The following is a 23,556-nucleotide window of genomic DNA, read 5'->3' on the forward strand; positions in this document are numbered from 1 at the left end:
GACTTTTAGAAAGCGGACATTTTAACTTTGCCAAAAGCGGACATTTCTAATTTGCCTTTACACACCCTACATTACACACGACATACGCGACTGTCTCGACTCAGATAATCAGAACGTCACGACTCTTGCCCACGCCGTCGAGCACTTGTGATCCGCATCGAAGGTGCTCAACGCCCTCACCCCGCCGCCCGACGCCACATCCAATCCCAGCACCTTGTCCGGCCCCGTGAACGCCGGCCATTCCGCCGGCACGCTGTCGCCGCTGTTCGGATTCCCGGTCTTGGCGAAATTGGTCCAGTAACGGGTCATCGCCGTCTGCAGCGCGCGCCGTTCGTCGTTTTGCAGGTCGCCCAGGTTGTAGAGGTATTGCAGGTCGTACGAGTGCGCAGCGCCCTGCGGGAAGCTCAGGTAGTAGCGGCCATTGGCCACGCCCACCGTCGGCAGGGCGGTCTGGTCGCGGAATTCGTACATGTAGACCGGCGAACCCTGGGCAGCGATGCGCTGCGAGGTGCGCAGGGCCGGGCACGAGAAGCCGAGGTCGGTCGCCAGGCTCGATGCGGCCAGGCTCGGCTGGGTGGCCGGATTGCTGCCGTAGTTCGACAGCGGATAGTAGGTACCGATGACCTCGTTGACGTTGATGCCGGTCCCCGCCGTCAGGCCGGCGATCGTCGGCGCGTAGCCCGCGGCCGGCAGCGCGAAGCTGGTGTTGGCCGGATCGACGTTCGGCGGCGTCGCCGCTGCCCGGCGTCCGGCTTCGTTGATCGCGATGTACAGCGCGTATTCGTCTTCGTTGGTGCCGTTCACGGTCGGCACCTTGATGTTCTCGCCGGCGGCGAAGGTCGCCTTGACCGACTTCGGCAGCACCTTGCCATCCACCGAAGGCACCATGATCGGCAGGGCAGTACTGATGGCGTCGGCCAGGTAGGTGCGAATCACCGCATCCGGCAGGCTGCGCAGGCAGGCCGCCGTCACCGCGCCCGCTGCGCAGTTGATGCCGCTGACGCCGGCAGTCCGGGCGGCGTTGATCGCCGTGTCGACGATGGAGCCGCTGACGGCGCCCATCTGCGCCGCGCTCAGCTGGCGGTCGTTGCCATAGTTGCCGCTCTGGATCATCGCCTTGTTGAACAGGCCCTTCGAGCCGGGCGAAGCCAGGTGCACCATCACGCTGAAGCCGCCGGCCGATTCGCCGAACAGGGTGACGTTGTTCTTGTCGCCCGCGAACTGGACGATATTGTCCTGCACCCAGCGCAAGGCCGCCTGCTGGTCCATGATGCCGTAGTTGCCGGCCGCGCCATCGGCAGCAAGGGTCGGATGCGCCAGGAAACCCATGGCGCCGAGGCGGTAGCCGACGTTCACCACGATCACGCCTTTGTTGACGAGCGGCGAGGGGTCGGCATACACTGCGGCGCCGCCGGTATTGAAGGCGCCGCCATGCAGGTTGACCATGACCGGGAACGGTCCGAGTCCGGTCGGCGCGTGCACGTCGAGATACAGGCAGTCTTCGCTGTCGCCGGTCATCCGGAACGGGCTGGCGCTGGTTTGCAGGCAGGGCGCCGCCGATTTGGTGGCGGCCAGCGTCGTCGTCCACGGCTGCGCCGGCGCCGGCGCGGTCCAGCGCCGCGCGCCCACCGGCGGGGCGGCGAAGGGAATCGCGAAATAGCTGCGCATGCCGAGGCGCTCGACGGCGCGCACTTCGCCGCCGGCGGTACGCACGACGTCCATCGCCACGCGCGAGGGCGGCGGCGGATCGTTGTCGTTGCCGCCGCAGGCGGCAAGCAGCACGGCGGCGATGCTCGACGCGAGCAGGGTTTTCATGGGAAGGGGGTAGGGCGGCGCTTTCTTTTTCACTGCGTGTCTCCTGGGTCGTTGGCTGTTCTGTGGGCGTGATTGATCAAATTGATCAAGATCAATTGATCATAGCGGGTAATTGAACGGCGTGGAGCAGGAGTCAGCACTAGAGGCCGACATGTGGTTGCGAATTGCGGTGCTAGCGATGGCAAGCGCCCAGCACCCCATCCGAACTTGCGATACCGAGCAGCGCCATCAGCTTTTCCAGCTCGCCGCGTACGTGCTCGTGCGCTTGGACGTCGCGGTCGCCAACCTCTTCCAGCGTCTTTTGAAACTGCTTCAACACCCAGAATTTGGTCGGATGTGCTTCGATCCCCGCCAGCAGCCTATCGGTTAGCTGCACCAGTTCATTGGCCAGGCATGCCGAGGTCCGGTACGCGCGCAAGCCATCGAGGACGCGCGGCACGATGAACAGCGGCGCGTCGACGACAGTCGCCAGGGGCTCACGTTCCATGTGAATCCGGCGCCGTCCCGGCATGGGCTTGCCGGTGCGGCAGGGAGGGGTGCTTCGTGGATGGCATGGGGAATCCTCGTTGGCCAGGTTGATCCCCGCATGGTAGGCCTTTTCCAGCCACTCCCCCGTCCTGCTGTGCGTCAGTTGCCGCGGTAGGTCGAGTAGCCGTACGGGCTCAGCAGCAGGGGAATGTGATAGTGCTGAGCGGTATTGTCGACCTTGAATTCAACGGGAATCTGCTCGAAGAAGGTCGGCTGGCGCAGGCGCGCGTAGTGTTCGCCGGTCTTGAAGACGATACGGTAGGCGCCGGCGGCCAACGGTTTGCCGGCCGGGTACAGGGCGCGCACCCGGCCCTGGGCGTCGGTGACGGCGCTGGCGAGCGCGCGCCAGTCGCGGCCAGCGCGTTGCTCGAGCGTGACGGCCACGCCCGCTGTCGGCTGGCCGCTTTGCAGGTCGAGGATATGGACGCTAAGCGGGTTATCCGTTGCCGGGGTGGCTTGCGGTGCTGCGGCGGCCTGCAGGCAAGCGCTCATCAGGCTGGCGGCAAAGAAGGTACGGGCGATACTGTGCATGGTGGATTCCTTTGATGGATGGATCAGTTGCGGGAGGCTTCGAATGCCGGAATGGCCGCAATCGCAGCCAGTGCGCAGGCATGGTCGTTGACGGCGCCGCCTGCGCCGGCCACCCCGATCGCGCCGACGACCTGGCCACCGGCGCGCAGCGGCACGCCGCCGCCGAGCAACAGCAGTTCGGGCAGGGTCGCGAGGTTGCGGGCGTCCGGCTCAGCCGCGGCATTGCGGGCCAGCGCGAGCGTGCTGCTGCGCGTCGACAGCGCGGTATAGGCCTTGCGCCGGCTGGCCTCGGTGTTGTGCGGGCCGACGCCATCGGCGCGCTGCACGGCCACCAGGTTGCCGCCGCGGTCGACGACGGCGACCACGATGGCGCGGCCCTGCGTACGGCAGGCGCCGATCGCCGCGGCGGCAAGGCCGTTGGCGGCGTCGAGCGACAGGTCGGCCGCGGGCGGCAAGGCGGCAAGCGCCGGCTGGGCCAGCAGGGCGGCGCACAGCGCCAGGACAAGCTTGGTCATGGGATCCTCGGGTGAGATGAAGCCGCCACTCTACCCAGGCGATGCCGACGCCAGCCTGACGCCAGGATGACAATCCTGTCATGTTCGGCGCCATCCCGGGGCCGTAGAATGGCGCCATGCACATCCTCATCATCGAAGACGAGCCGAAGACCGGCGACTACTTGCAGCGCGGCCTGCGCGAGTCGGGGTTCGGCGCCAGCCTGGCGCGCAACGGGCGCGAGGGCCTGCAGATCGCCAGCGAGGAGGAAGTGGACCTGGTCGTACTCGACGTCATGCTGCCGGGCATGAACGGTTGGGAAGTGCTGGCGGCCCTGCGTGCACGCGAAGCGACGGCGCAATTGCCGGTATTGTTCCTGACCGCACGCGACGAGGTGCAGGACCGGGTCAAGGGACTGGAACTGGGCGCCGACGATTACCTGGTCAAGCCCTTTGCATTCGTGGAGCTGGTGGCGCGCATCCGCACCTTGCTGCGACGTGCGCCGGTGCGCGAGGACGACCTGCTGTGCATCGGCGATATGGAAATCGATGTCGTCCGGCGCAAGGTCCGGCGCCAGGGACAGCAGGTCGTGCTTACTGCGCAAGAATTCAACCTGCTGTACCTGCTGGCGCGGCGCCAGGGCCAGGTGCTGTCGCGCTCGCTGATCGCCTCCCAGGTCTGGGACATGAATTTCGATAGCGATACCAACGTCATCGACGCAGCGATCCGGCGCCTGCGCCGCAAGCTCGACGACCCGTTTACTGTCAAGCTGATCCATACCCGGCGCGGCATGGGCTATGTGTGCGACGCGGAGCAGGGCCAGTGAGGGGATCGCTGACCCTGCGCGTGAGCCTTGCATTCGTGCTGATCGTGGCCCTGAGCGCGGCCGGCCTCGGCCTCTACCTGTACCGTGCGTTTGTCGGCGAGATCGAGCGCCGCGACGACATCGCCCTGCTCGGTAAGCTGCGCCAGGTGCAGCAATTGCTCGGCAGCGCAGGCGCGCAGGCGCTGCTGCAGGAGCGCCCGCAATACTTTCGAGACACAATGAGCGGCCAGGAGAACTCGCTGGTGCGCATCGAGGATGCACACGGTCAGATCCTGCTCGACATTAATGCACCGGGTGAAACCTATCCCCTGCCGCCGGCGGCTGCCGCGCCGGCACGCACCACGATCCTGGCCTGGACCAGCCGCGCCGGCGCACCGGGCCAGGTAGTGGCGGGAACGGCGTGGCTCGATGGACAGCCGGTGCGCATCACCGTCGCGCGGGTATATGCCGACCGTACGGCCATGTTTGCGCGCTACCGCCGGCAAATCGTGCTGGCCTGCTCGCTGGCGGCCATGGCGGCAGGTTTGCTGGCCGTGTTGCTGCTGGCGCATGGGCTGCGGCCATTGCGCGCAATTGCCGCGCACGCCGCCCTGGTACGGCCGGGCAGGCTCGACAGTCAGCTCGACAGTGCCGGCGCGCCGAACGAGTTGCGTCCGCTGATCGAGGCCTTGAACGCCATGCTGCTGCGCCTGCACGACGGCTACACGCGCCTGTCGGGATTTTCGGCCGACCTGGCGCACGAGTTCCGCACCCCGGTCAACAACCTGCTGGGCCAGACCCAGGTAGCATTGGCGCAGCGGCGCAGCCCGGACGAGTACGAGGAATTGCTCGCTTCAAACGTGGAAGAACTCGAGCGCTTGTCGCGCATGGTCGACAGCATGCTATTCCTGGCGCGTGCCCGCCAGGAAGACGTGGCCACGGTGCGCCAGCCGCTGGCGATCGGGGAAGAGTTCGCGCGCATGCGCGCATTTTTCGAGGGCATAGCCGAGGAGCGCGGCGTGACCCTCGATGACGCCGCCAGCGGAACCGTGCTGGCCGACGCCCAGTTGCTGCGGCGGGCACTGGCCAATCTGCTGTCGAACGCGATCCGCCACGCGCAGCCGGGCAGCGTGATCATGCTCGCCGCCAGCGTGAAAGCAAGCGCAGCCGGCCAGGAGACCGAGCTGACGGTGACCAACAAGGGCGAGCCGATCGATGCGCGCGACCTGCCCTACCTCTTCGACCGCTTCTACCGCGCCGACGCGGCCCGCAGTGGAGAAGCCGGGTCGACCGGCCTGGGTCTGGCGATCGTCAGCGCCATCATGCAGTTGCACGGCGGCCGCGCGGAGGTGCGGGCGGGGCTGGACACCAGCACCTTCGTGCTCGTGTTTCCCGCCGCATAGACAAATCAGGTGCGCGGATCAGGCGCGGCGGCGGCGCGTTGCGGCCAGGCCCAGCATGCCGACACCCAGCGTCAGCAGGGTGGCTGGTTCCGGCACTTCCCTCGGGGTGGCAGGCGGCGTGCCGCCATCGACTGGCGCGATCTGGACATGGTTGACCGTCAGCAGCGCATGCTTGAGCCACACGTCCTGCTCGGAGATGCAGTAACCGAATACGGTTTTGTTGCAGCCGACGCTGAGCGACACGGCCAGCTTGCCGTTGCCAAGCATCGATGGCAGCACATTGAAGCCGTAGTAATCGCCGCTGAAGCTGACGTTACTGACGGTACCGACGAACACGTTATCGAGTTTGACAGTCACCGTCTCGTTCGTCGCGCCGAAAAGATCGTACAGGTCCGCAAAGTACATCGACAGCTTGGCCGACTCGATGGCCATGCCGTCCTTCTTCTCGGCAGTCAGCGTGAAGGCGTACGGGTCGCTCGTCGTGATATGGGTGGCGGTGTAGGTCGCATGGGCGGCGGAGGTGACACCAAAGGCAAGGACGGCAGCGGTGGCGATGTTGTTGAGGAGGCGCATGATGATATGTACGGTAGATGATAAGGATTTTGTTGATTGGTAATAAGCAATTGTTATGCCACAAAAGAAATACTTATTTCTTTCAATAACTTAGTATTTCTTTATAAAAAATTCAGGTGCAGGATGTAAAACTTTTCGACAAGAATTTTGCGGCGGTTTTTGGGATGTGCCAGCGCTCGCTGGCGTGAGGATGACCGGAGGGTCAGCGGATCGTGTTGGCACGGTTGTTCAGTTGCCGTTATGCTTTTGCTATGAAACCGCAGATTGATTAGCAGATCGGCACACTGCGTGCGCAGCATCGACGCCGTGTTTGATCTGGATTAATGGCCTCTCGCGCTCCGACCAGATTGCTCGTATGATGGTCTCAGTGCGCTCACGAACAAGGTAGACACCATGCGCCCCATCGTTATCGTTCCAGCCTGCACGCGTGACTTCGGCGAACATCCGTACCACGCTGCCCAGCACAAGTATGTCGACGCCATCGTCCTTGGTGCCGACTGCGCGCCCATGATCCTGCCCTCGCTCGGCAAGGACCTCGACCTGGAAACGATGCTGCAGCTGTGCGACGGGATCATGCTCACCGGTTCCGCCTCGAACGTGCACCCCAGCTATTACTCGGAAGAGGTGCTCGACCCCTCGCTGCCGCAAGACCCCGCGCGCGACGAGACGACCCTGCCGCTGATCCGTGCGGCCGTGGGCCGGGGCATTCCGATCATTGCGATCTGCCGCGGTTTCCAGGAGATGAACGTGGCCCTGGGCGGCTCGCTGCACCAGGCGGTGCAGATGGTGGAAGGAAAATTCGACCACCGCGAAAACCCCGAACTCGGCATGGACGAGCAATACGGCGACGCCCACAAGATCAGGCTGGTGGAGGGCGGGATGCTGCATGGGATCGTCGGCGCCGCCGAGATTCCCGTCAATTCGCTGCACGGGCAGGGCGTCAACGAACTGGCGCCGGGACTGGTCGTCGAAGCCACGGCCGAGGATGGCCTGGTGGAAGCGTTCTCGGTCGGCGCCGCGCCCGGTTTTACGCTGGCGGTGCAATGGCACCCGGAATGGCGCATTACCCACAATCCGTATTCCATGAAGATGTTCGGCGCCTTTGGCCAGGCTTGCCGCGACTACCGTGCCAAAAAGCAGGGGCGGCCATGACGATCCGGACCATTTCAGTAGCCCGCCTGGGTCCGGCAAGCGCCGTCCCTTAGCTCTGCCTCGTTCTTTCCCCACGTGCAGGACGCGCGTTGCGTCCTTGCGACCCTGAACACACTCCGAGGCAATGATGGCAATCCGCGAGAATTTTTCTTACACCGACATGGACGAGTGGCTCAATGCCAAGCGCGTCACCGAAATCGAATGCCTGGTGCCCGACCTGACGGGCGTTGCCCGCGGCAAGATCCTGCCGCGGGTGAAGTTTACCGAAGAGCGCGGCATGCGCCTGCCGGAAGCCGTGCTCGGCATGACCGTCACCGGCAATTCGCCGACCGACGACGAAGCCTACGACCGCGCCATTTCCGCCACCGACCGCGACATGATCCTGAAGGCCGACCCGACCACCATCACCATGGTGCCATGGGCGGTCGATCCCACTGCGCAAGTGATCCACGACTGTTATTTTGCCGACGGCACGCTGGTCGACTTCGCCCCGCGCTCGGTGTTGCGCCGGGTACTGAAGCTGTATGACGAGAAGGGCTGGAAACCGCTGGTCGCGCCCGAGCTTGAGTTTTATCTCACCGCGAAGAACATCGACCCGGACCTGCCGCTGGCCGCCCCGATCGGCCGCAGCGGCCGCGCCGAAACCAGCCGCCAGGTCTACAGCATCGACGCCGTCAATGAATTCGATCCGCTGTTCGAGGACATCTACGATTACTGCGACCTGATGAACCTCGACGTCGACACCCTGATCCACGAGATCGGCGCCGGCCAGATGGAAATCAACTTCCAGCACGGCGACCCGCTTGGCCTGGCCGATAAAGTCTTCTATTTCAAGCGCACCCTGCGCGAGGCGGCTTTAAAACACGACATGTACGCCACCTTCATGGCCAAGCCGATGGCCAATGAGCCTGGTTCGGCGATGCACGTGCACCAGAGCGTGGTCGATGCGAAAACCGGGCGCAACATCTTCAGCGACGGCGACGGCAAGGAATCGAAGCTGTTCCACCAGTACATTGGCGGGCTGCAGCGTTACATGCCCTCCGCCATGGCGATCGTCGCGCCTTACGTCAACTCCTACCGCCGCATCGTGCGCCATACGGCTGCGCCGATCAACCTGCAATGGGGCGTCGACAACCGCACCGTCGGCTTCCGGGTGCCGGTATCCGGGGCGCAGGACCGCCGCATCGAGAACCGCATCATCGGCGCCGACGCCAACCCGTATCTTGCGCTGGCGGTGACGCTCGCCTGCGGCTACCTCGGCATGGTCGATGCGCTGGAGCCGACCGCGATCGTCGAAGGCAGCGCCTACAAAATGCCGGTCGAACTGCCGCAAGGGCTGCCCGAAGCGCTGACCCTGGTACGCAACGACACGCGCCTGCGCGAAGTGCTGGGCGACCGTTTCATCGATGTGTATTCGGCGATCAAGGAACTCGAGCACCAGGAATTCATGACCGTCATCAGTCCATGGGAGCGCGAACACCTGTTATTGCACGTTTGACTGTCGTTACTAGGGATATTTATAACCAAAACGAGGTGCCGTCATGGCAACCGACGAATCGGCGGTGCTTGCCGCCAGCATGATCTCCGCGGGCATTCCCGACGTGGAGACCTTCGACACCCGCGCCATCCAGGCGCTCGACGCGGCGCACTTCCTGCACCCGTTCACCGATCACGCGGCGCTGCGCGGCAAGGGGGCGCGCGTGATCGTGCGCGGGCAGGGCGTGTATGTGTGGGATTCCGACGGCCACCAGCTGATCGACGGCATGTCGGGCCTGTGGTGCGTGAACGTGGGGTATGGCCGCACGACGATCTCGCAAGCCGTGTACCGGCAGATGGAAACGCTGCCCTTCTATAACAGTTTTTTCAACACCACCAACGTCCCGGCAGTGCAGCTGGCGGCCGAACTGGTGGCCCTCGCGCCGCCGCAGTTCAGCCACGTGTTCTTCACCGGCTCCGGCTCGGAAGCGAACGACACGGTCGTGCGCATGGTGCGGCGCTACTGGGACATCCGCGGCCAGCCCGAACGGCAAGTCATCATCAGCCGCCACAACGCCTACCACGGCAGCACGCTGGCGGGCGTCTCCCTGGGCGGCATGGCCGGCATGCACGCCCAGGGCGGCTTGCCGGTGCCGGGCATCCGCCACATCGGCCAGCCGAACTATGCCGAGCACGGGCAAGGCCTGGATGAAAACGCCTTCGGCCTGGTGGCGGCCGGCTGGCTGGAAGACGAGATCCTCGCCCTCGGAGCGGACAAGGTCGCCGCCTTTATCGGCGAGCCGGTGCAGGGCGCGGGCGGCGTCATCATCCCGCCGCCGACCTATTGGCCGGAAGTGCAGCGTATCTGCGACAAGTACGGCGTGCTGCTGGTGGCCGATGAAGTCATCTGCGGCTTCGGGCGGCTTGGCGCCTGGTTCGGTTCCGAGTTGCTGGGCATGCGTCCCGACCTGATCAGCTTTGCCAAGGGCGTCACCTCGGGTTACGTACCGCTCGGCGGCGTCCTGGTCGGTAAGCGCGTGGCGTATGCGCTGGTCGAGCAGGGCGGCGATTTCAACCACGGTTTTACCTATTCGGGCCACCCGGTCGCCTGCGCCGCGGCGCTGGAAAACCTGCGCATCCTGCGCGACGAACGGTTAGTGGAAAAGGTAGCGCTGGAAACCGGCCCGCACCTGAAGGCGGCCTTTCAGCAGCTGGCGACGCACCCGCTGGTCGGCCACGCCGAGAGCTGCGGCATGGTGGCGGGCCTGAACCTGGTGCGTGTCAAAGGGGCGACGGTGCACGATTGCGTGCCTTTCGAGCGCACGCTGCAAGTCGGCATGCTGTGCCGCGGGCACATGTTCGGCAACGGCATCATCATGCGCGCCGTGGGCGACCGGATGATCGTGGCGCCGCCGCTGGTGATGACGAAGGCGGAGATCGACGAGATGGCAGCGCGGATTTGGATGTGCCTGGATTTGACGCTGGCGGATGCGCAGCACCGCGGCTGGATGTAAAAGCTGGCTTAAATCGGAGGGACGTAGATACCGTCTTGGCTGTCAAGCAAGCTGGACGTGCTCCGGAGAGTATTTTTTTCTGGTTTTCAACACACCGAAGCAGAGGTGTACCAGCTTGCGCATGGCTGCACCGACGATCGCCATCGGGGTCTTGCCTTTCGCGGCGAGGCGTTCCTTGAGTGCTCGTATGTGAGGATTCCACTGCAGGGCCGATACCGCAGGCATGTACAAGGCTGCACGCATCGTTTTCGGTCCGGCCTTCGACAGCCTGGGCTGTGCGTGCAGGCTGGTTCCCGATTGGCGTTCGACAGGCACCAGGCCGAGATAAGCTGCAAGTTGTTCGGCCGAGCGAAATTGATGGGTATGCATCACCGCCAGCATGTGGTGCCCAGTCTCCGGTCCAACACCGGGAATGCTGATCAGCAGCTTCATGTCCTCCTTCAAATCAGGATGCTTGTTGATGTGCGAGGTGATTTTTTTTGTGATCGCTATTAGCTGAGCATTGAGAAATTCGATGGTTTCGTCGATCGATGTGAGGACGTCATCGAGAGCATGGCCAATAACAGATTTCTCTTTGCGGTTCCGTTCACGAATGATGTCCTTTTTGATGGCATCTTCGCGCGTGATATAGGCCTGTAGCTCCCGCGCCGCTGGCGGTGGCGGGATCCATGGGGCAGGCTTCAAGAGTGCCCCATAGCGCGCCAGAACGAAGCTGTCCTTGGTATCGTTTTTGGTCCTTACCGCCATCGCACGCGCGAAGTTTTTTACATGAGCTGGGTTAACAATAGAGACTGTAATGCCGGCGTCGCACAGCGTCTCGGCCGCCAATTGGTGGTAGACGCCTGTACCTTCCATGATGACATGCAGCTCATCCGGACGGATCCCTTCTTTTTCCACAAAGCTAAGAAAATCGGCAAGCCCTGACGGGCTATTGGCGAACTTTCTGGTCTTGCGCTTCGTATCGACTGCATCGCGCAACAGGCAGTTGTCGAGGTTTTCCTTCGACACATCCATGCCAAGATATTTCATGATCCTCGCTCCTGAAACGCCAACTTCGCCCGCTTGCCTTGCACATCCAGGGTTTTCCCCTTGGCTACCGTCCAGTGTCAAAGTTTGGCAAAAGTAGAAAGAGCTGAGGCACCTGATCTACGTTTCATGGTCTTGCCATCAGGGTGGTCCCAGGCTGCCTCAACTCCATGTAGAGTAGCTGGCTCCACATAGGTTCAAGATACAAGGGTGGGCGGCAAAGCCGCCCACCCTACGTCCCTGCGCTCCCTGCCTGCAATTATTAAGCGCCTGCCGCAATCGTCTTCGACGGCTCGGTCCGATTCTTCAAAAACTGCGGTGCCAGCGAACCAATGAACATGCCGGCAAACGCCGCGATCAAGCCCGCCAGCTGACCAGGAAACTGTTCGCCCAGCGACGAAACCTGCGGGAAGAACAGAATCCACACGAACATCCCGGCACCGATCGACAGGATCGCGCCCTGGGTGGTGGCCCGCTTCCAGTACAGCCCCATCACCAGCGGCACGAAGGCGGCCACCAGCGTGACCTGGTAGGCCGACGACACCAGTTCATAAATCGAGGTACCTTCCATCGCGATCGCGTAGGCCAGCACCAGGGCGGCGAAGACGACGATGGTGACGCGCATCGCGAACAGTTGCTGCTTGTCGCTCATGCCCGGGCGCAGGTTTTTCAGGATGTTTTCGGTAAAGCTGGTCGACGGCGCCAGCAGGGTGGCCGACGAGGTGCTTTTAATCGCCGAGAGCAGGGCGCCGAAGAACAGGATCTGCATGATCAGTGGCATCTTGGTCATCACGAAAGTCGGCAGCAGGCGCTGGTAATCGTTCTTGGCCAGGTCCATCGCGCTGCCGCCCATCACCACCACGGCGGCGGCGACGATGAACATCGGCACGAAGCCGAACAGGATGTAGCTGGCGCCGCCGATCACGGCGCCGGTGCGCGCGGTCGGGGCATCCTTGGCCGACATCACGCGCTGGAACACGTCCTGCTGCGGGATGCTGCCGAACATCATGGTGATGGCGGCGGCGAAGAAGAACATGATGTCGGTGAAGGTCGGCTCCGGCCAAAGGCGCCACAGGTCGGCGCTCTGCGCCATGTCGAGCACGCGCCCGGCGCCGCCGGCCAGATCGGCCGCGAAGAAGGCGATGATCGACATGCCGATCACCAGCACGATCATCTGGATGAAGTCGGTCAGGGCCACGGCCAGGAAGCCGCCGACCACCACATAGATCAGCACCGCCAGGGTGCCGATCACCATGCCCACCGCCGGCGCCATGGCGCCGTTCGTCAGCACCGAGAACACCAGGCCGAGCGCCGTGATCTGGGCCGCCACCCAGCCCAGGTAGCTGAGAATGATGGCGACCGAGCAGAATACCTCGATGCCCTTGCCGTAGCGCTGGCGGTAATAGTCGCCGATGGTGAGCAAGTTCAGCTTGTATAACTTGGTGGCGAAGAACAGGCCGACCAGGATCAGGCAGGTGCCGGCGCCGAACGGGTCTTCGATGACGGCGTTCAGGCCGCCCTGCACGAACCGGGCCGGCACGCCCATCACGGTCTCTGCGCCGAACCAGGTGGCAAACGTCGTGGTGATCACCATGATCAGCGGCAGGCTGCGCCCAGCCACGGCGAAGTCGCTGGTATTCTTGATGCGCGTACCCGCCCATACTCCCAGCGCCAGCGTGCCCAGCAAATAGACCACGACGCAGGTAATCAATGTGTAGTTCATGGTGGCAGCAGCTCCGGGGGAGTGAAAATTATCGGGCGGAAAATCGGCGATTATAGCGGCAGAACTTCGCCGACGGATGAGGTTCTCACTGTTTTTCCTCCGGATTCTATTCACTTTGGAAGGAACACTGGTATGCCAACAACACCATGGTACGAACGCGCCGCCGAACTACGGATCGACGGCCGCGCTTTCATCGAGGGCGAGCGTATCGCCGCGCGCGCGGGAACGTATTTTGATTGCCGCTCTCCGGTCGACGGCCGCACGCTGGCGCAGGTGGCGCGCTGCGATGGCCTGGATGTCGACGCGGCGGTGGCCAGCGCCCGCGCCGCCTTCGACGACCGCCGCTGGGCCGGCAAGGCGCCCGCCGAACGCAAGAAGATCCTGGTCCGCTTGGCCGACCTGATGCTCGATCACCGCGACGAACTCGCGCTGCTGGAAACCCTCGACATGGGCAAACCGATCCGCTACAGCCGCAGCGTCGACGTCCCGCTGGCGCAAAACTGCATCCGCTGGTATGGCGAAGCGATCGACAAGCTCTACGACCAGGTCGCGCCGACCGCGGAGAACAGCCTGGCGCTGATCACGCGCGAACCGGTCGGCGTGGTGGCGGCAATCATTCCCTGGAATTATCCGATGCTGATGGCGGCCTGGAAGATCGGCCCGACGCTGGCCGCCGGCAACAGCCTGGTACTGAAACCCTCGGAAAAGGCGCCCTTGACTGCGCTGCGGCTGGCTGAACTGGCCCTGGAGGCCGGCCTGCCGCCCGGCGTCTTCAATGTCGTGCCCGGTTTCGGCGACGAGGCCGGGCGCGCGCTCGGGCTGCACATGGATGTGGACTGCATTGCATTTACCGGTTCCACGCGTACCGGCAAGGAGATCGTGCAGATGGCCGGCCAGTCGAATCTGAAACGCGCCTGGACCGAACTCGGCGGCAAGTCGGCGAACATCGTCTGCGCCGATTGCCCGGACCTCGACGCGGCCGTGGCCGCCGCCATCGGCTCGATCTATTTCAATCAGGGAGAAAGCTGCAACGCACCTTCGCGCCTGTTCGTCGAAACATCGATCAAGGACGCCTTCCTCGACAAGGCCCTGGGCATGATCTCCGACTTCGCGCCGGGCGACCCGCTCGATGAGGCCACGGTGATGGGCGCGATCGTCGATCCGATCCAGATGAAAACGGTGCTTGGCTACATCGAGGCGGGCAAGGAAGAGGGCGCGCGCCTGCTGGCCGGCGGTAGGGCGGCGCGGGCAGAGAGTGGCGGCCTGTACATCGAGCCGACCCTGTTCGACGGCGTTAACGCGTCGATGCGCATCGCGCGCGAGGAAATTTTCGGGCCGGTCTTGTCGGTCCTGTCGTTCACCGACCTGGACGACGCGGTGCGCAAAGCGAATGCCACGCCCTACGGCCTGGCGGCGGGGATCTGGACGGCCGATATCAACAAGGCGATCCGCACGTCGCGCGCGCTGCGGGCTGGCACCGTGCACGTCAACCAGTACGACAACGACGACATCACCGTGCCCTTCGGCGGCTACAAACAGTCGGGCAACGGACGCGACAAGTCATTGCACGCCTTCGACAAGTACACGGAATTGAAAACCACCTGGATCGGGGTGAGCTAAAGGAAACACTGCACTGCTATAAGGCGAAGGCGCAATTTCCGTAGGGTGGACGGGTTTTCCCCGTCCACGCGTCCAACCGGCCGATGCGCATCGTGGCGAGTCCGTTAAACGCGTGGTTCAGCTGTAGTGTTCCAGCACGGTATAACCCCCGCCATTATCCGGCTGCGATTCCACCAGCGCATACCCACCGACCTGCCAAATCAGCGGCTCCGCCTCGGGCGGCACGACGGCCCCGTTCGCGCGCCGCGCCAGCGTCACGTGCGGGCGGTACGTGCGCGCTTCAGGTTGCAGGCCGAGGGCGACTAGGGCCGACGACAGCTTGGCGTGCAATTCCAGCAGTTCGGCCGGTTCTTCGTGCGGCTCGAGCACGGCAATCCCGTGCGGCCACAGTTTCGGTACTCCGAGCGACAGACTGAATGGCGTGAACGGCACCGCGAAGCCGCGGCGCAGTTCGGGCACGCGTTCGCTCGGCACCTCGCCGAGGAAATGCAGCGTCACGTGCAGCTTCTCGGCATGCACGGGGCTGGCGCCGCGCGGCCAGTCCCAGGCGTCGCGCCGTTCGCGCAGCAGGTGGCGCATTGCCGGATCGGGCCACAGCGCCAGGAACAGCCGGGTATTCATCGCGCCGTCATTTAGAAGCAGTGTTCCGCGGCGGGGAAGCTGCCATCCTTGACGCCGCCGACATAGGAACGCACGGCTGCTTCGATGCTGGTTTGCCCTTCCATGAAGTTCTTCACGAAGCGCGCCTTGTGGCCCGGGAAGACGCCCAGCATGTCGTGCATGACGAGCACCTGGCCGGAGCAGTCGGGACCGGCGCCGATGCCGATGGTCGGCACCTGCAGCAGTTCGGTGGTTGCCTTGCCCAGCGCCGCCGGCACCGCTTCCAGCAGCACGATCGCCGCGCCCGCCGCTTGCAGGGCCAGCGCATCGTTTTTCAGGCGTTCGGCGCCTTCATCCGTTTTACCTTGCACCTTGAAACCGCCCAGCTGGTGGACGAATTGCGGGGTCAGGCCGATGTGGGCGCAGACGGGAATGCCGCGCTCGGACAGGAAGGAAACGGTCTCGGCCAGCCAGGCGCCGCCTTCGATCTTGACCATCTGGGCGCCGGCGCGCATCAGCGCGGCCGAGCTTTCGAAGGCGGTCTCCCTGGTGGCATAGCTGCCGAAGGGCAGGTCGGCCACCAGCAGCGCGTTCTTGTTGCCGCGCGCGACCGAGGCAGTGTGGTAGACCATGTCGGCGAGCGTCACCGGCAGCGTCGAGGAATGGCCGGCGCAGACCATGCCGAGCGAATCGCCCACCAGCAGCATGTCGACGCCGGCGCGGTCCATCAGCGAGGCGAAACTGGCGTCGTAGCAGGTCAGCATGGCGATCTTGGTGCCGGCCGCACGCATCGCCTGCAGCGTCGGAATGGTGATCGCCTTGGGCGTGGTTTTAACCGGTGCCGGCGCGTCGCCGCCCGTCATTTCCTTGCCCTGCAAATAAGCGCTCATGGTGATCCTTTTGAAAACAAACTATGCGACGGCGTAGTGTAATCCGGCGCACAAAAACCTGCCGAAGCGGCCCGTTTTTAACTGCGGAAAATAAAATAGACCGCGCCGACCAGGCACAGCGCCGCCCAGACGTAATCGAGCTTGAACGGCTGGTCCATATAGAACATGGCGAACGGTACGAACACGCTCAAGGTGATCGCTTCCTGCATGATCTTCAGTTGCGCCAGGCTGTACTGGGTGGCGCCGATGCGGTTGGCCGGCACCTGCAGCAGGTATTCGAACAGGGCGATGCCCCAGCTGATCAGCGCGGCGATGTACCAGGCCCGGTTGTTCAGGCTTTTCAAATGCCCGTACCAGGCAAAGGTCATGAAGATGTTCGACAGCACCAGCAAGCCGGCGGTCTGGAAGAAAACGGGAATTTGCATGGGGTTTATCTGTCGAGGCGGACGATGGCCTGGTCCGCCACCGCCGGCAAATAATCGGCCGCATGTCCCTGTCCGGGAATGACCGCGCTTGGGGCCACTTCCAGCAGCGGCGCCAGCACGAAGGCGCGCTCGTGCATGCGCGGATGCGGCACGCTCAGGGCCGGGGTATGGATGACCTCGTCGCCATACAGCAGCAGATCGAGGTCGAGCGTGCGCGGGGCGTTGCGGTAGGGGCGCTCGCGGCCGTGGGCCGTCTCGATGGCTTGCAGCATGGCCAATAGCGCGTGGGCGTCGAGTTCGGTGTCGAGCAGGGCCACCGCGTTGATGTAGTCGTCGCCCGACGAGTCGATCGGCGCCGTGCGCCACAGGCTTGAACCGGCAACCAGCCGGCAGCCGGGCTGCGCATCCAGGCGGGCGAGGGCGTCGAGCACATTCGCCCGCGCATCGCCCAGGTTGGCGCCGATGCCGATGACAGCGATCATTCGCGGATGTTGCTCACGGACGGTCCTGGATCGGTCGAATTCGCGATCGAACCCGCGCTCGAACTTGCGTCCAGGCGCGCGTTCGATCCCGCATCTCCATCGGCACCCGCATCGGTACCTTCGGCACTACGGTGGCGCGGTCCGCGCCGTGGCGCACGCTTCTTCTTTTCGCCGGCGACCGGCGCCGGGCGGTTGGCCTGGGTCACCAGGCGTTCGCGCTCGCCCGCTTCGGCTTCGTAGAAGGCGGTCCACCATTCGCCCAGCTCCATGTCGAGTTCGCCCGATTCGCAGCGCAGCAGCAGGAAATCGTAGCCGGCGCGGAAGCGCGGGTTCTCCAGCAGCTTGTAAGGGGCTTTGCCGCTGCGGCGTTCGAAGCGCGGCTGCATGGCCCAGATGTCGCGCATGTCGGTGGCGATGCGGCGCTGCAGGGCCAGGTTGTCGGTTTGCGTGTCGAGCACGGCATCGGCGGCCAGGTGCAGGGCTGGGATCGGCGCTTCGCCGGCGGCGCGGTAGGCGGTCCACTTTTCCAGCACCTGGTGCCACAACAGCGAGGCGAACAGGAAGCCCGGCGACACCCCCTTGCCGGCCTTTACGCGCGAGTCCGTGGATTCTAGCGCCAGGGTGACGAACTTCATGCCGATCGGCTGTTCCAGCACCACGTCGAGCAGCGGCAGCAAGCCGTGATGCAGGCCGGCCGAACGCAGCTCTTTCAGGCAAGCCAGCGCGTGGCCCGAGAGCAGCAATTTCAGCATCTCGTCGAACACGCGCGCGGCCGGCACGTTGTCGATCAGCGGCGCCATCACGGGGATCGGCGCGCGCGTGGTCGGCTCGATCGTGAAACCGAGCTTGGCCGCGAAGCGCACCACGCGCAGCATGCGCACCGGGTCTTCGCGGTAACGCGCTTCCGGCACGCCGATGATGCGCAGCGTCTTTTCGCGGATGTCGGCGATGCCGCCGTGGTAGTCCAGCACGGTTTGCGTAGCCGGATCGTAGTACATCGCGTTGATGGTGAAGTCGCGGCGGGCGGCGTCTTCGTGCTGCGGTCCGAAGTTGTTGTCGCGCAGGACGCGACCGTGTTCGTCCTTGGGGGCGTTGTTGCTGCCGTTGCCGCGGAAGGTGGTCACTTCCAGCAGCTCCTGGCCGAACATCACGTGCACGATCTGGAAGCGGCGGCCGATGATAAAGGCGCGCCGGAACAGCTTTTTCACCTGTTCGGGCGTGGCGTCGGTAGCGATATCGAAGTCTTTCGGCTTCACGCCGAGCAGTAGGTCGCGCACGGCGCCGCCCACCACAAAGGCTTGATAACCGGCTTCCTGCAGGGTTTGCGTCAGGCGGATCGCGTTCGGCGACACCAGTTTCAAATCGATGCCGTGTTCGTCCGGGCCGAGGGTGTGCGGCTGGGTAGGATCGCGCTCGTCTTTCACGCCAAGGATTTTACGAATGAATTTTTTAATCATTGAAGAGATGGAGTAAAGGCCAGCCTTGGGCTTGAGCGTGGCTGGCGAGCGCGGCGCTCGGGTTGGTCGCGACCGGGTGCGAAACGATCGAGAGCAGCGGAATGTCGTTGTGCGAATCGCTGTAGAAATGGCTGCTCTCGAAACTGTCGAAAGGGCGGCCGAGGCGTTCCAGCCAGGCGTGCATGTGATTGACCTTGCCCGGTCCCGAGGTCGGCGTACCGGCCAGTTTCCCGGTCGGCTTGCCGTCGGCATCCGTTTCCGGCATGGCCGCGATATGGTGTTCGACGCCGAACACGCGTGCGATCGGCGCCGTAATGTAATGGTTGGTGGCGGTGATGATGGCTACCAGGTCGCCCGCATCGAGGTGGCGCCGCACCAGGGCCAGCGCTTGCGGGCGGACCGCCGGTTCGATCACCTCGCGCATGTACTGCGCATGCATCGCCTCGAGTTCAGGTTTTGGGAAACGCGCCAGCGTGCCAAGCGCGAATTCCAGGTATTCGACCGGGTCGAGCACGCCAGCCTGGTACTGGGCAAAAAACGCGTCGTTGCGGCGCGCATAGGCGGCGGCGTCGACCGCGCCGATGCGCACCAGGAACTGGCCCCACTCGTAATCCGAGTCGATCGGCAGCAGCGTGTGGTCGAGGTCAAACAGGGCAAGCTTGGTCATTGTTTCTTTTCCGGCAGCGTGAATTCCGACTGCGCGGCGTCGGTTGGATTTGACAGCAGCAAGTCGCGCAGCAAGGGCAGCGTAACCGGGCGCTGGGTCTCGAGCGAATACTGGTCGAGCGCATCGAGCATGGTCGCCAGCGAACGCATGTCGCGCTTGAAATGGGACAGCAAATAGGGTAACACGCTGGCCGACAGGGTCAGGCCGCGCGCTTCGGCAGCCTGGGTCAGCGCCGCGATCTTCTGGTCGTCCGACAAACCGTGGATCAGGTAGATCAATCCCCAGCCCATGCGCGTGCGCAGATCTTCGCGCACCGGCAGCACGGCCGGCGGCACCGGGCCGGTGGAGACCATGTAGGCGCCATGCTCGCGGATCTGGTTGAACAGGGCGAACGCGTCGATTTGCGCCGTGGCCGACAGGCGGTCGCAGTCGTCGAGCAGGTACAAGGTCGTTTCCGGGGAAAACACGAAGTCGGCGGCGGATGCGTCGGCAGCGATGTAGCGCGAGTGCGGCGTGGCGGCCAGCGCCTGCAGCAGGTGGGTCTTGCCGGCGCCGGTATCGCCCCACAGGTAGGCGAAATGCTCGCGCGATGCACGCTGCGCGAACTGGTGCATCAGGTGCGCCAGTTCGGCATTTTCCCCGACCTGGAAGGTATCGAGGCTGTGCGCCGGCTCGGCGCCTAAATCGAGCACCAGCTGTTTCATGGCGATCGGGTCATCCTGGAAGTGTCATACGCATGCGGCATTATAGAAGCTGCCGGGCTGACAATGGAAACGCATGGATGGCGAACGCCAAATGAGGAGGCAATGAGGTCAGGCGCGGGTGCCTTCGGGAGCGCCGGCGCAAGGCTCGGCGGTGTGTGCTCCAGATGGCGGGATGAGGGCATGTTTTTGTTGTTATCTCGGTTTGGCAAATGGGCCGGGGCGTTTTGTTAGAATAGCGGATTGACTGGAATCAGTGCACGAATCTAGTTTTCGCCTTCTATTTTACCGCCTCCGCTGCCAAATACCATGAGCCAACCATCTAATGTTTCTCTCTCCTACCGCGACGCGGGTGTCGACATCGACGCCGGCGACGCCCTGGTCGAAGCAATCAAACCGTTAGCCAAGCGCACCATGCGGGAAGGCGTACTCGGCGGCATCGGCGGTTTCGGCGGGCTGTTCGAGATCAGCAAGAAGTTCAAGGAACCGGTGCTGGTCTCGGGTACCGACGGCGTCGGCACCAAGCTGAAACTCGCATTCGAGTTGAACCGCCACGACACGGTCGGCATCGACCTGGTCGCCATGAGCGTGAACGACATCCTGGTGCAGGGCGCGGAACCGCTGTTCTTCCTCGACTATTTTGCCTGCGGCAAGCTCGACGTGGCGACCGCGACCGCGGTGGTCAAGGGCATCGCCGAAGGCTGCGAACAGTCGGGCTGCGCGTTGCTGGGCGGCGAAACCGCCGAGATGCCGGGCATGTATCCGGACGGCGAATACGACCTGGCCGGCTTCGCCGTCGGCGCGGTCGAAAAATCGCAGATCATCGACGGCAGCAAGATCGTCCCGGGCGACGTGGTGCTGGGCCTGGCCTCGTCGGGCATTCACTCCAACGGCTATTCGCTGGTGCGCAAGATCATCGAGGTGGCGAAACCCGACCTGGAAGCCGATTTCCACGGGCGCAAGCTGGCCGACGTGCTGATGGCGCCGACGCGCCTCTACGTGAAACCGCTGCTGGCGCTGATGGCATCGATGGAAGTCAAGGGCCTGGTTCACATCACCGGCGGCGGCCTGGTTGAAAACATCCCGCGCGTGCTGCAGGACCACCTGACGGCCGTGCTCGACGGTTCATCGTGGACGATGCCGCCGCTGTTCCAGTGGCTGCAGCAGCACGGCGGCGTGGCGGATGCGGAAATGCACCGCGTGTTCAATTGCGGCATCGGCATGACCGTGATCGTCTCCGCCGACAACGCGGACGCGGCCATGGCCCAGCTGCAGGCGGCGGGCGAGACCGTGTACCGTATCGGCGAGATCCGCGCGCGTGAAGAGGGGCAGGCGCAGACTGTGGTGCTGTAAGCGCACCGGGCTGAATAAAAAAGGCGCTCCGAGGAGCGCCTTGTGTTTTTCGTAGGGTGGGCTCTCGAGCCCACGCGGTCGTACCGGTGCATGCCGCAACGTTTGAACTGCTCACCCTACACCTGCACCATGGGCTGACGCGCCATGTTTCGACATGCATGGGTCAGACCGCGTGGGCTCGAGAGCCCATCCTACGAACTTCGTATTAATTTGCTGCCGCAGGCCCGATGTTCTTGTCCAGGAACTTCTCGACCCGTCCCCAGAAGTCGACGCGGTTCTGCGGCAGGCGCCAGCCATGGCCTTCGTCTGGGTACTCGATCCACTCCACCTGCTTGTTGTGCGGCTTGACGGCGTCCAGGAATTTACGGCCGTGGTACATCGGCACACGCTGGTCGACGCCGCCGTAGGCGAGCAGCAGGGGCGCCTTGATGCGCGCCGCCTGCGCGAGCGGGGAGGTGGCCTTCAACTGGGCCGCATCCTTGACCTTGTCACCAATCAGGTCGGGCATGCCGTACTGTTTCCATTGTGCCGACAGATCGGAGGTGAAGCTCCAGTGCCCGTCGTAGAGCAGGTTGATGTCGGTGACGCCCGCCCAGCTGACGCCGCACTTGTACAGGTCGGGGTCGTTCACCAGGCCCATCAGCACGGCATAGCCGCCGTAGCTGGCGCCGGCAATGCAGATGCGCTTGGGGTCGGCATATCCCTGGGCGACCGCCCAGCGCGCGCCGTCGGCAAGGTCGTTCTGCATCGCCAGGCCCCATTGCTTCCAGCCGGCGCGGAAATGCTTGTCGCCGTAACCGGTGCTGCCGCGGAAATCGGGTTCCAGCACCGCGTAGCCGCGCGAGGCCAGGAATTGCGTTTCCGGTTTCCAGCCCCAGTGATTGCCGCGCACGTGCGGGCCGCCGTGCACCAGCACCACCAGCGGCGCATTCTTGGCGCCGCCGCGCGGGAGGGTCAGCAGGGCGGGAATCTCCATGCCGTCGCGCGCCTTGTAGCGCACCGGATCCTGTTGGCTCATGCGTTGCGGAGCGATGCCCGGATAGGCTTCGCCGACCGGGTCGAGCGCGCCGGTGCGCAGGTTATAGAGCACGTAGGACAGCGGCCGCACGTCCGAGAACGACTTCACCAGTGCCCACTCGGACTGGTTCTGCGCCGGGAAAGACATCAGGTTGACCGTGCCGGGCAAGGCGGCATCGAGTTTTTTCTGGGCCTCGGCCATGGCGGGATTGAACCAGGCGATGCTGTCGGCATCGGTGCGCACCTGTACGCCCAGCACCTTTTCGCCGCTGCGCACCAGGATGCCCGTGAAGTCGTAGCCCGGGGTGACGACCAGCGGCTCCGGATTCGGCTTGCCGGTGGCGAGATCGATGGTGACCAGCGCCGTGGTGTCGCTCTTGCCGTAGGCGGTCGCATACAGGGTGCCGTCGCTGCCGAAGCCGAGCGGCGCAAAGGCGTCCTTGCCGCCCTGGTAGGAATTGAAACTGCTCAGCACGCGCCATTGGCCATTCGCGGGATCGAGGTAATGCATGGTCGTGATGCCTTTTTCGCTCGACAGGGCCAGGCGCGGCTCGCCCTTGTGGTCGAGCATCCAGTCCTCGACCCTGCCCGGGCGCGGCACCGTCTGGTAGGTGCCGGTTGTGGTGTCCAGGCGCAGCAGGTTGACGTTGCGTACCTCGCCGTCTTCCAGGAACTCGACGCTTTCGACGTACACGTGGTCGGAATTCTGGGCGCCGCGCTGGTCGAGCATGAAGGTATGCCAGGGCAGGATCTTGCGTGTGATGTTCGTGCCGATCGACATCGGAGGCTCGCCGCGGCGTCCGGCGAGCTGGCGCAGGTTGCCGCCGTCGCGGTCGACCGCGTACAGCCCGGCCGCCATTACCTGGCCGCCCGGCGCAAGCTGGTGGTCGGTCAGGTCGAACAGGAGACGGCCATTGTTGACCCATTCGAAGCGGCGAATGTCGGCGTCCTGGTAGCCGGCGACCGTCTGCGCCGTCCTCTTGTGCAGGTCGATCACGATCAGATAATCGCGCCTGCCCGAGGCGCCGGAAATGGCGGCCAGGTAGCGTGCGTCCGGAGACAGGCTGGCGTCGGCCATTTGCGAATTGATGAAGAAACGCTCGATCGGCGGCGGCGTGAGCACGGCGGCCGACGCGGGGGCGGCGTGCAGCGGCGCAGCGGCAACCAGCAACAGCGCCAGCGCGCTGCCGAGCCGGCACATGGGACGCACGGGAATGCTTAAGGCCATATTGTCTCGTTCAGGATATTGTTATCGGAATGCCAAGGCAGCGGCCCGCACAGCATAGCAGGCGCTGCTGCGTGTAAA

General features: G+C 64.2%; 22 protein-coding genes. 7 read left to right on the forward strand and 15 right to left on the reverse strand.

All coding sequences use genetic code 11. From position 1 onward, the window contains the following. Window positions 1-108: 108 nt before the first annotated feature. The 4 genes from IFT60_RS22285 to IFT60_RS22300 all read right to left on the reverse strand — a co-directional run bounded on the left by IFT60_RS22285 (window position 109) and on the right by IFT60_RS22300 (window position 3,389). Complete coding sequence (locus IFT60_RS22285) at window positions 109-1,848, reverse strand: carboxylesterase/lipase family protein (RefSeq protein WP_192055866.1); 1,740 nt, start codon at window positions 1,846-1,848, stop codon at window positions 109-111. A 139-nt stretch (window positions 1,849-1,987) separates the two neighbouring features. Next, the gene (locus IFT60_RS22290) at window positions 1,988-2,302 is read right to left on the reverse strand and encodes a DUF4844 domain-containing protein (protein ID WP_192055869.1); all 315 of its coding nucleotides are present in this window, start codon (window positions 2,300-2,302) and stop codon (window positions 1,988-1,990) included. 140 nt (window positions 2,303-2,442) lie between these two features. Beyond that, window positions 2,443-2,874, reverse strand: a complete 432-nt coding sequence (gene uraH, locus IFT60_RS22295; protein WP_197986426.1) for a hydroxyisourate hydrolase — start codon at window positions 2,872-2,874, stop codon at window positions 2,443-2,445. A 23-nt stretch (window positions 2,875-2,897) separates the two neighbouring features. Further along, window positions 2,898-3,389: a GlcG/HbpS family heme-binding protein gene (locus IFT60_RS22300; RefSeq protein WP_192055872.1), complete on the reverse strand. Its 492-nt coding sequence runs from the start codon at window positions 3,387-3,389 to the stop codon at window positions 2,898-2,900. 116 nt (window positions 3,390-3,505) lie between these two features. Between IFT60_RS22300 and IFT60_RS22305 the strand changes: the two genes are divergently transcribed. Continuing rightward, on the forward strand, window positions 3,506-4,192 hold the full coding sequence (locus IFT60_RS22305; protein WP_192055875.1) for a heavy metal response regulator transcription factor: 687 nt from the start codon (window positions 3,506-3,508) through the stop codon (window positions 4,190-4,192). Next, window positions 4,189-5,574: a heavy metal sensor histidine kinase gene (locus IFT60_RS22310; protein ID WP_192055878.1), complete on the forward strand. Its 1,386-nt coding sequence runs from the start codon at window positions 4,189-4,191 to the stop codon at window positions 5,572-5,574. Before IFT60_RS22305 ends, IFT60_RS22310 begins: the two co-directional genes overlap by 4 nt. A gap of 18 nt (window positions 5,575-5,592) precedes the next feature. Here the strand turns inward: IFT60_RS22310 and IFT60_RS22315 are convergent, their stop codons facing one another. Further along, a complete protein-coding gene (locus tag IFT60_RS22315; RefSeq protein WP_192055880.1) occupies window positions 5,593-6,147 on the reverse strand; it encodes a PEP-CTERM sorting domain-containing protein in 555 nt (184 codons plus the stop codon). A 393-nt stretch (window positions 6,148-6,540) separates the two neighbouring features. Here IFT60_RS22315 and IFT60_RS22320 point away from each other — a divergent pair, with 393 nt between their 5' ends. The 3 genes from IFT60_RS22320 to IFT60_RS22330 all read left to right on the forward strand — a co-directional run bounded on the left by IFT60_RS22320 (window position 6,541) and on the right by IFT60_RS22330 (window position 10,289). Beyond that, on the forward strand, window positions 6,541-7,299 hold the full coding sequence (locus tag IFT60_RS22320) for a gamma-glutamyl-gamma-aminobutyrate hydrolase family protein (protein ID WP_192055882.1): 759 nt from the start codon (window positions 6,541-6,543) through the stop codon (window positions 7,297-7,299). 127 nt (window positions 7,300-7,426) lie between these two features. Further along, window positions 7,427-8,797 carry a glutamine synthetase family protein gene (locus IFT60_RS22325; RefSeq protein ID WP_192056008.1) on the forward strand — a complete coding sequence of 457 codons (1,371 nt, stop codon included), beginning with the start codon at window positions 7,427-7,429 and terminating at the stop codon, window positions 8,795-8,797. A 79-nt stretch (window positions 8,798-8,876) separates the two neighbouring features. After that, entirely contained in the window at window positions 8,877-10,289 is a 1,413-nt protein-coding gene (locus tag IFT60_RS22330; protein WP_229511096.1) for an aspartate aminotransferase family protein, read from the forward strand. 42 nt (window positions 10,290-10,331) lie between these two features. Here IFT60_RS22330 and IFT60_RS22335 read toward each other — a convergent pair whose 3' ends face one another. Both IFT60_RS22335 and IFT60_RS22340 read right to left on the reverse strand, forming a co-directional pair. Then, the gene (locus IFT60_RS22335; protein WP_192055886.1) at window positions 10,332-11,318 is read right to left on the reverse strand and encodes an IS110 family RNA-guided transposase; all 987 of its coding nucleotides are present in this window, start codon (window positions 11,316-11,318) and stop codon (window positions 10,332-10,334) included. Window positions 11,319-11,577: 259 nt separating this feature from the next. Next, on the reverse strand, window positions 11,578-13,038 hold the full coding sequence (locus IFT60_RS22340; RefSeq protein ID WP_192055888.1) for a high affinity choline transporter 1: 1,461 nt from the start codon (window positions 13,036-13,038) through the stop codon (window positions 11,578-11,580). A gap of 132 nt (window positions 13,039-13,170) precedes the next feature. On the opposite strand from IFT60_RS22340, the gene IFT60_RS22345 reads away from it, so the two are divergent. Next, the gene (locus tag IFT60_RS22345; protein WP_192055890.1) at window positions 13,171-14,658 is read left to right on the forward strand and encodes an aldehyde dehydrogenase; all 1,488 of its coding nucleotides are present in this window, start codon (window positions 13,171-13,173) and stop codon (window positions 14,656-14,658) included. 117 nt (window positions 14,659-14,775) lie between these two features. Here the strand turns inward: IFT60_RS22345 and thpR are convergent, their stop codons facing one another. From thpR to hda, 7 genes are all read right to left on the reverse strand, one after another. After that, on the reverse strand, window positions 14,776-15,279 hold the full coding sequence (thpR, locus tag IFT60_RS22350) for an RNA 2',3'-cyclic phosphodiesterase (RefSeq protein WP_192055893.1): 504 nt from the start codon (window positions 15,277-15,279) through the stop codon (window positions 14,776-14,778). 11 nt (window positions 15,280-15,290) lie between these two features. Beyond that, window positions 15,291-16,148 (reverse strand): 3-methyl-2-oxobutanoate hydroxymethyltransferase, encoded by an 858-nt coding sequence (gene panB, locus IFT60_RS22355; RefSeq protein ID WP_192055896.1) that lies wholly within the window; start codon window positions 16,146-16,148, stop codon window positions 15,291-15,293. Between the two features lie 77 nt (window positions 16,149-16,225). Beyond that, the gene (locus IFT60_RS22360) at window positions 16,226-16,573 is read right to left on the reverse strand and encodes a DMT family protein (RefSeq protein WP_192055898.1); all 348 of its coding nucleotides are present in this window, start codon (window positions 16,571-16,573) and stop codon (window positions 16,226-16,228) included. A gap of 5 nt (window positions 16,574-16,578) precedes the next feature. Next, entirely contained in the window at window positions 16,579-17,055 is a 477-nt protein-coding gene (gene folK, locus IFT60_RS22365; RefSeq protein ID WP_192055901.1) for a 2-amino-4-hydroxy-6-hydroxymethyldihydropteridine diphosphokinase, read from the reverse strand. Continuing rightward, a complete protein-coding gene (gene pcnB, locus IFT60_RS22370) occupies window positions 17,052-18,512 on the reverse strand; it encodes a polynucleotide adenylyltransferase PcnB (RefSeq protein ID WP_192055903.1) in 1,461 nt (486 codons plus the stop codon). The genes folK and pcnB overlap by 4 nt, the downstream gene beginning before the upstream one ends. After that, a complete protein-coding gene (locus tag IFT60_RS22375) occupies window positions 18,505-19,179 on the reverse strand; it encodes a histidinol-phosphatase (protein WP_192055906.1) in 675 nt (224 codons plus the stop codon). The genes pcnB and IFT60_RS22375 overlap by 8 nt, the downstream gene beginning before the upstream one ends. Further along, window positions 19,176-19,883, reverse strand: coding sequence for a DnaA regulatory inactivator Hda (hda, locus tag IFT60_RS22380; RefSeq protein ID WP_192055909.1), 708 nt, complete (start codon window positions 19,881-19,883; stop codon window positions 19,176-19,178). Before hda ends, IFT60_RS22375 begins: the two co-directional genes overlap by 4 nt. 306 nt (window positions 19,884-20,189) lie before the next feature. On the opposite strand from hda, the gene purM reads away from it, so the two are divergent. Continuing rightward, the gene (gene purM, locus IFT60_RS22385; protein WP_192055911.1) at window positions 20,190-21,233 is read left to right on the forward strand and encodes a phosphoribosylformylglycinamidine cyclo-ligase; all 1,044 of its coding nucleotides are present in this window, start codon (window positions 20,190-20,192) and stop codon (window positions 21,231-21,233) included. A gap of 205 nt (window positions 21,234-21,438) precedes the next feature. Here purM and IFT60_RS22390 read toward each other — a convergent pair whose 3' ends face one another. After that, on the reverse strand, window positions 21,439-23,478 hold the full coding sequence (locus tag IFT60_RS22390; RefSeq protein ID WP_229511089.1) for an alpha/beta hydrolase family protein: 2,040 nt from the start codon (window positions 23,476-23,478) through the stop codon (window positions 21,439-21,441). Window positions 23,479-23,556 lie beyond the last annotated feature (78 nt).

Origin of the sequence: Massilia sp. CFBP 13721 (genome assembly GCF_014842025.1) — a bacterium.
Lineage (GTDB): Bacteria > Pseudomonadota > Gammaproteobacteria > Burkholderiales > Burkholderiaceae_D > Telluria.